Origin of the sequence: Mesorhizobium sp. (genome assembly GCF_005063415.1) — a bacterium.
Lineage (GTDB): Bacteria > Pseudomonadota > Alphaproteobacteria > Rhizobiales > Rhizobiaceae > Mesorhizobium.
Genome location: NZ_SUEG01000217.1, coordinates 1 through 6,229, shown reverse-complemented (window position 1 = coordinate 6,229; position 6,229 = coordinate 1). Strand labels below are relative to the sequence as shown.

Here is a 6,229-nt window from a genome sequence, read left to right as displayed (position 1 = left end):
CGCCTATGCCGGGCGAAGATGGTTGCATTGCGGCATAGAGCAAAGTGCGGGGATTGAACAGGCGGCAGGGGGATCACGATTGCCGTCAACATTCTATCGGGGCTCGGCGCATGGCTGCCGTTGGCCGAAATTCTCGTCGCCAGGCCGCTTGCGGCCCTACGCAGGCACCTTCGATTTCCACAGCGACCAGCCGAGATTCATGCCGGCGGCGGCGACCAGGATGGCGGCGGCGCCGACGATCTGCGCCGGCTGCAGACGATGGCCGAAAGCGACGACATCGACGAGGATGGCGACGACGGGGTAGATGAAGGACAGCGATCCCTGCAGATGCGTCGGCAGCTTCTGGATGGCGCCGTACATGAGGATGTACATCAGGCCGGTATGGACGATGCCGAGTGTCGCCAGCATGAGCCAGCTCCGCGCATCGGCGGGAAGGTGGGTGAGATTGGCGAAGGGTGCCAGCATGAGAACGCCTACGCAGACCTGGATCAGGGCGATCAGGTGCGGCGGCGTGCCTTTGAGTTTCTTGGTGACGATAGCCGCAACGGCCCAGAAGAAAGCCGCGGCCAGCGCCATCGCGATGCCGGCAAAGTAGTCCGTACCATGATCGCCTGCATCGGGCGCGGCCTGCACGATCAGCAGCATGCCGGCGAAGGCGATGCCGAGCCAGGTCAGCTTCGTCACCGTCAGCCGTTCGGAGAAGAAGAGCGCGCCAAAACCGACCAGCATGAAGGGCTGCGTGTTGTAGACAGCCGTGGCGATCGAGATCGACGCGCGAGAAAACGCGCTGAACAGCAACAGCCAGTTGATGACGATGGCAGCACCGCCGAGAGCCGCGATTGCGACAATGCGAAGCGACAGTCTGCCGCGCAGCAGTCCCAGCGCCGCGCAGATGATCAGCAGCGTTACCGCCCCGAAAGCACAGCGCCAGAACACCACGTCCATGATGGGCTGGCCGGAAAGGACGACGAACCAGCCGATCGTGCCGAGGATCGCCATCGCCGCCGTCATCTCGATCGTGCCGCGTACCGTGTTGTCCATGGATGCTCCTGAAAACCGTTGAGATTTTATAATCTCATGGCGGATCGGGCCTTTCCATGACTTGTAGCTGGTGATATGCAGAATGAACCTAATTTAATTAGGTAAACATCGGCTTTTTCTTGGAATTGTAAAATGCTGGACGAGCTCGACAGAAAGCTCCTCGATATCCTGGTCAAGGATTCACGGACTTCGCTGAAGGAACTGGCGCTGCAGGTCGGCTTGTCGTCACCAAGCGTTTCGGAGCGGCTTCGACGGCTTGAGGATCGCGGCGTCATCCGCGCGTTCACCATCGACATCGATCCGCAGGCGCTCGGCTACGCCTTGCAGGCGATCGTTCGCATCCGGCCATTGCCGGGCAAGCTGCACATCGTCCAGAAGCTGATCGAGGAAATCCCGGAATTCGGCGAATGCGACAAGGTGACGGGCGATGACTGCTTCGTTGCCCGGCTGTTCGTCCGCTCGATCGGCGAGCTCGACGGGATTCTCGACCGCATCGCCGACAAGGCCGAAACCAGCACCGCCATCATCAAGGCGCAGCCGATCCGGAGACGCCCGCCGCCGCTCGACATGCCAAACATGTGACGGGTTTCGGTGGCGTGGCCCACATATTTGCGGTCGCGGTCTGGCCATTTCTGGTCTATTCCAGAGTTCAACTTTCCCTCCAGCGTCCCTTCCCCATGTCAGGCCTGCTCGTCGATCCCTGGTTCTATGCCGTGGCCATTCCGGCCGTCATCCTCGTCGGCCTGTCGAAAGGCGGCTTCGGCGGCGCCGTCGGCTTTGTCGGCGTGCCATTGATGGCGCTGACCATGCCGCCGGTTCAGGCTGCCGCAATTCTTCTGCCAATTCTGTGCCTGATGGACATTGTCTCGGTGTGGACATGGTGGGGCATCTTCGACCGCAAGATGCTGGCCGACATGATGCCGGGCGCCGTGATCGGCATCGCCCTTGGCTGGCTGACGGCGGCCTTGGTCACCGAAGAGATGGTGCGGCTGATCGTCGGCGCGGTTGCCCTGATCTTCGTGCTGCGCTGGCTCTATTTGCAACTCCGCCACGGTGCCGGCCACGCGGCGGAGCCCAACCGCGTCGCCGCCGGCTTCTGGGGTACTGTTGCCGGGTTCACCAGCTTCGTCGCCCATGTCGGCGGCCCGCCTTTTCAGGTCTATGCGCTGCCGATCAGGCTCGATCCGAAGGTGCTGTCGGGCACCGCGGCGATCTTTTTCGCCGTTACCAATGCGCTGAAGCTCATCCCTTATTTCGCGCTCGGCCAGTTCGACACCACCAATTTGACCGCGTCGGCGGTGCTGATGCCACTGGCGCCGCTGTCGACAATCGCCGGCGCCTGGCTGGTGCGGCGGATGCGGCCGGAGCTGTTCTATCCCTTTACCTATGCGACGGTGGCGATCGTCGCGGTCAAGCTTCTGTGGGACGGCATAGTCGGCCTTCTGTAAGACGGCGGCCCCTGTCGGCCGCCGCCGGATTCCTTAAACCTCAGGCGGCACTCGGCAGCAGCGGCCGCGTCCTGCCAAGCGCGAGCGCGGCGCCGGTTGCCAGCACGAACGCCATGCAGCCAAGAATGGTGATGTCGTGCAGCGTCGGCTTCAGCACCATGTCCGCGATGATCACCAGCATCACCGAATAGTCGAAGCGCGCGGCATTGAGGACGCGCTGGCCCTGGGCAAGCACTGCCGGCGTCACGCCCTCCTTGGCGATCATGCCTGCCATGCGGTCGGCAGTCGGCTTGAAGATGAACATGCCGATGCAGAAGGTCGTCGCATAACCGGCAAGGCCGATCAGCACCCACAGATCGGAAAAGCCGACCCAGAAGCCGCACATGATGAGGCCGAAAAGCAATGTCAGCATCGACATCGGCGCGAAGAACCGGTTGCCGAGCTCGCCGGTGGCGCGCATCGCCTGCAGCATGCCTTCGACGTTTCCAGCGCGGTCGGCGCGTACCGCAAGCAGCATCAGCGTGAAGCCGCCGCCGACCCAGAGGATCGCCGAGACGATGTGCAGAAATTTAACGGCCGAGTACCAGTCCATTGTTCGCTCCTTGAGAGATTTTGATGATTGCCGGAGCGCAAGGTTTTGCTCCGCCTCGTTGCGAGGAACGGGCGTTTAGCGCGGCGCCTGTTTCGGAACGATGTCGCGCGCAGTGCCGTTTTGTTTCGGTAAGCCGGTCACGATCTGGAGGAAACCCATGGCGAGCGTCGCCCCCACTTTCCAGCCGGTGGTGTGAACGGCGCCGTGGCCAATCAGCTGTGCTGTTACGGCACAGATGCTGGGCGCTTGATCGAAAAATATGCCCCGCGTTAAGGCTTTGTTAAGCTTTACAGGCGTTTACTATGTCCATCCAGTGATCTGGATTCTTACCGAGTGGTTGGAGCCACTTTGTTTGACGCCTCCCTGTTAAACTCCTGAGAGCCGCCTTATCCGCGGCTCTTTTTTTGTGCGCCGGCATGGGCGTCCTTCCGGCTAAATGCGGCCGTTAACCGTTTGTTAAACATGTGCTTGCCTTCGCTGGCAGCGAAGCGCATTTTCAAGCTTCAGTCGTTTAGGCTGCCGGATATGGCGGCCAAGAGCCGAATCGGCCGGCTGTCAGGCAAGTGCAGGGGCGTAGCGATGAACGAGCCTTCGAAGGCGAGCGCGAAAACCATCAAGCTGGCGGAGCGCCGGGTTTTCTCCCAATCCTTCAAGCCGCTCTATCAGGAAGGCATGGGCCTGGTCGAGCAGGCGGCCGAATATCTCGACGGCAAGGGCCGCGCCGAGGCCAAGAAGCTGTCGAGGCTGACGGCGACGCTTTATGCGGCCGAATCGATGCGGCTGACTACCAGGCTGATGCAGGTCGCCTCGTGGCTGCTTTTGCAGCGGGCGGCGAATTCCGGCGAGATGACCCGCGATCAGGTGGCTTCCGAAAAATCCAAGGTGCGTCTCGACACCGCCTCCGCGCACGAGGAGGCGCCCGGCTGGGCCGAGCTGCCGACGGATTTCGTCGACCTCGTCAACCGCTCGCTGCGCCTTCAGGCGCTGGTGCGCCGCATGGACGAGGAGATCTATGGCGGCCTGGCCGAGGTGCCGCCGTCGAGCCGTCGCCTCAATCCGGTCTCAGACCAGATCACGCTGCTCAACACGGCTTTCGCCCGCGGCTGACAGGTTGCTCGGGGCACTGCCAGAGCCTGTTTCTGGTTTGTTCACATTTCGCTGGCATCGCTGTCCGTCGGAGGTAAACTTGGCGGATGGGGGAAGCGATTCGCATCATCGGCATCGATCCGGGGCTTAGGCGCACCGGTTGGGGCATCGTCGAAAGCCTCGGCAATTCGCTGCGCTTCGTTGCTTCCGGCACGGTGCGGTCCGACGACAAGGCGGCGCTGGCGGTGCGTCTTTGCCAATTGCATGACGGGCTAGCCGAGATCCTGCATGCCGCGATGCCGCACGAGGCGGCGGTCGAGCAGACTTTCGTCAACAAGGACGCCGCTGCGACGCTGAAACTCGGCCAGGCACGCGGCATCGCCATGCTGGTGCCGGCGCGTGCCGGGCTTGTCGTTGCCGAATATGCGCCAAACGCCGTCAAAAAGGCGGTGATCGGCGTCGGCCATGGCGACAAGAAGCAGATCCACATGATGGTCAAGGTGCTGATGCCGAAGGCGACTTTCGACAGCGATGACGCCGCCGACGCGCTGGCCATCGCTATCTGTCACGCACATCACCGGCAGAGCATCGCCTACAGGATGGCGGCACCGGCCGGATAAGTTGTTCTTGACTTGTTCTCCGGTCGGCAATAAGTAATACCGGCGAGGTATTACCATGCGCGTTACGACCAAGGGTCAGGTGACCATCCCGAAGGAGATACGGGATCACCTGGGTATCGGCCCAGGCTCAGAGGTGGAATTCGTTCCCACCGAGGACGGCGCTCTTGTCATTGCGGTCGACGAAAACATGTCGGAGGAGGAAGCCTCGCGCAGATTCAGCCAGACGCTCGATCGTATGGCCGGTACGCTGGATCTGGGGGGCATGACGACGGACGAATATATGGAATGGCTGAGGGGGCCGCGTGAAGATCTCGACATTGATTGACACAAATGTCCTGATCGACGTGTGGGGTCCTGCCGGACGGGAGAGGAAGTGGTCAGCGTCGGCGATCACCGCATGCGGGCGCGACGGTGCACTTGTCATCAACGCAATCGTCTGGTCCGAACTCGCGCCGCTGATTGCGACGGAGCAGGCTCTTCGCCAAGCAGCCGACATGCTCAAGATAGAGCGTGAATTCCTGCCCTGGGAAGCGGCCTTCCTCGCCGGTGTCACACATTCCCGCTATCGCCGCGCCGGCGGCATTCGCGAACGAACCTTACCGGATTTCTTCATCGGCGCCCACGCCGTCATTGCGGGACATCGGCTACTGACGCGCGATGCCGCGCGCTATCGCAGCTATTTCCCGGACCTCGATATCATCTCGCCGGAAACCCATGAAGGGCCAGGCTTGACAGGAAAGTTCAAATGATCGGCAAGCTAAAAGGCACGCTGGACGAGATCGACGAGGATTTCTGCATCGTCGACGTGCATGGCGTCGGCTATGTCGCCTATTGTTCGGCGCGCACGCTTGCGGCATTGCCGCAGCCGGGCGAGGCGGTGGTGCTGTTCATCGAGACCTATGTGCGCGAGGACATGCTGCGGCTCTATGGGTTCCAGTCGGTGCTGGAACGCGAGTGGTTCCGGCTGTTGATGAACAATGTGCAGGGCGTCGGCGCCAAGGTGGCGCTGGCCATCCTGTCGACGCTGGCGCCGGCCGATCTCGCCAACGCGATTGCGTTGCGCGATATCGCCATGGTCAGCCGCGCGCCTGGCGTCGGCAAGAAGGTGGCCGAGCGCATCGTCACCGAGTTGAAGAACAAGGCGCCGGCCTATGCGGGCACTGCCTCCGGCACCATCGGCCTGAAACAGGAGCTCGGCGAAGGCGTTGCTTCGGCGCCGATTACCGACGCCGTCTCGGCGCTGGTCAATCTCGGCTATTCGCGCGACACCGCCGCCAATGCGGTGGCGGCGGCGCTGAAGACGGCAGGCGAGGAAGCGGACGCATCGAAGCTGATCCGCTTCGGGCTGAAGGAGCTGGCACGATGAGACGTTGCTTGTCCCGCACCTTGCCCTGTGCAAGGAAAGCGGCATGAGCCTTTCGCCACGCCTCATTGCTCCCGAC

Annotated in this window: 9 protein-coding genes; 7 read left to right on the top strand and 2 right to left on the bottom strand. The window is 62.2% G+C overall.

The window, feature by feature from the left end:
* Positions 1-156 precede the first annotated feature (156 nt).
* On the bottom strand, positions 157-1,041 hold the full coding sequence (locus E5W70_RS30100) for a DMT family transporter (RefSeq protein ID WP_292664920.1): 885 nt from the start codon (positions 1,039-1,041) through the stop codon (positions 157-159).
* Between the two features lie 132 nt (positions 1,042-1,173).
* Here E5W70_RS30100 and E5W70_RS30095 point away from each other — a divergent pair, with 132 nt between their 5' ends.
* Positions 1,174-1,623, top strand: coding sequence for an Lrp/AsnC family transcriptional regulator (locus E5W70_RS30095; RefSeq protein ID WP_023678010.1), 450 nt, complete (start codon positions 1,174-1,176; stop codon positions 1,621-1,623).
* A 95-nt stretch (positions 1,624-1,718) separates the two neighbouring features.
* On the top strand, positions 1,719-2,489 hold the full coding sequence (locus E5W70_RS30090; protein ID WP_292664919.1) for a sulfite exporter TauE/SafE family protein: 771 nt from the start codon (positions 1,719-1,721) through the stop codon (positions 2,487-2,489).
* Positions 2,490-2,529: 40 nt separating this feature from the next.
* Here the strand turns inward: E5W70_RS30090 and E5W70_RS30085 are convergent, their stop codons facing one another.
* A complete protein-coding gene (locus tag E5W70_RS30085) occupies positions 2,530-3,081 on the bottom strand; it encodes a DUF2269 family protein (protein WP_292664918.1) in 552 nt (183 codons plus the stop codon).
* A 579-nt stretch (positions 3,082-3,660) separates the two neighbouring features.
* Here E5W70_RS30085 and E5W70_RS30080 point away from each other — a divergent pair.
* The 5 genes from E5W70_RS30080 to ruvA all read left to right on the top strand — a co-directional run bounded on the left by E5W70_RS30080 (position 3,661) and on the right by ruvA (position 6,153).
* Positions 3,661-4,188, top strand: coding sequence for a DUF1465 family protein (locus E5W70_RS30080; protein ID WP_292664917.1), 528 nt, complete (start codon positions 3,661-3,663; stop codon positions 4,186-4,188).
* A gap of 86 nt (positions 4,189-4,274) precedes the next feature.
* Positions 4,275-4,787, top strand: a complete 513-nt coding sequence (gene ruvC, locus E5W70_RS30075) for a crossover junction endodeoxyribonuclease RuvC (RefSeq protein WP_292664916.1) — start codon at positions 4,275-4,277, stop codon at positions 4,785-4,787.
* Between the two features lie 55 nt (positions 4,788-4,842).
* A complete protein-coding gene (locus E5W70_RS30070; protein ID WP_292664915.1) occupies positions 4,843-5,112 on the top strand; it encodes an AbrB/MazE/SpoVT family DNA-binding domain-containing protein in 270 nt (89 codons plus the stop codon).
* Positions 5,090-5,536 (top strand): type II toxin-antitoxin system VapC family toxin, encoded by a 447-nt coding sequence (locus tag E5W70_RS30065; RefSeq protein WP_292664914.1) that lies wholly within the window; start codon positions 5,090-5,092, stop codon positions 5,534-5,536. Before E5W70_RS30070 ends, E5W70_RS30065 begins: the two co-directional genes overlap by 23 nt.
* A complete protein-coding gene (gene ruvA, locus E5W70_RS30060) occupies positions 5,533-6,153 on the top strand; it encodes a Holliday junction branch migration protein RuvA (protein ID WP_254816462.1) in 621 nt (206 codons plus the stop codon). The genes E5W70_RS30065 and ruvA overlap by 4 nt, the downstream gene beginning before the upstream one ends.
* The last annotated feature ends 76 nt before the right edge of the window (positions 6,154-6,229 follow it).

Excerpts from the sequence above, each read along its gene's own strand:
- E5W70_RS30070 (WP_292664915.1), top strand. The coding sequence starts at position 4,843 with ATGCGCGTTACGACCAAGGGTCAGGTGACCATCCCGAAGGAGATACGG.
- ruvC (WP_292664916.1), top strand. The coding sequence starts at position 4,275 with ATGGGGGAAGCGATTCGCATCATCGGCATCGATCCGGGGCTTAGGCGC.
- E5W70_RS30080 (WP_292664917.1), top strand. The coding sequence starts at position 3,661 with ATGAACGAGCCTTCGAAGGCGAGCGCGAAAACCATCAAGCTGGCGGAG.
- ruvA (WP_254816462.1), top strand. The coding sequence starts at position 5,533 with ATGATCGGCAAGCTAAAAGGCACGCTGGACGAGATCGACGAGGATTTC.
- E5W70_RS30095 (WP_023678010.1), top strand. The coding sequence starts at position 1,174 with ATGCTGGACGAGCTCGACAGAAAGCTCCTCGATATCCTGGTCAAGGAT.
- E5W70_RS30085 (WP_292664918.1), bottom strand. The coding sequence starts at position 3,081 with ATGGACTGGTACTCGGCCGTTAAATTTCTGCACATCGTCTCGGCGATC.
- E5W70_RS30090 (WP_292664919.1), top strand. The coding sequence starts at position 1,719 with ATGTCAGGCCTGCTCGTCGATCCCTGGTTCTATGCCGTGGCCATTCCG.
- E5W70_RS30100 (WP_292664920.1), bottom strand. The coding sequence starts at position 1,041 with ATGGACAACACGGTACGCGGCACGATCGAGATGACGGCGGCGATGGCG.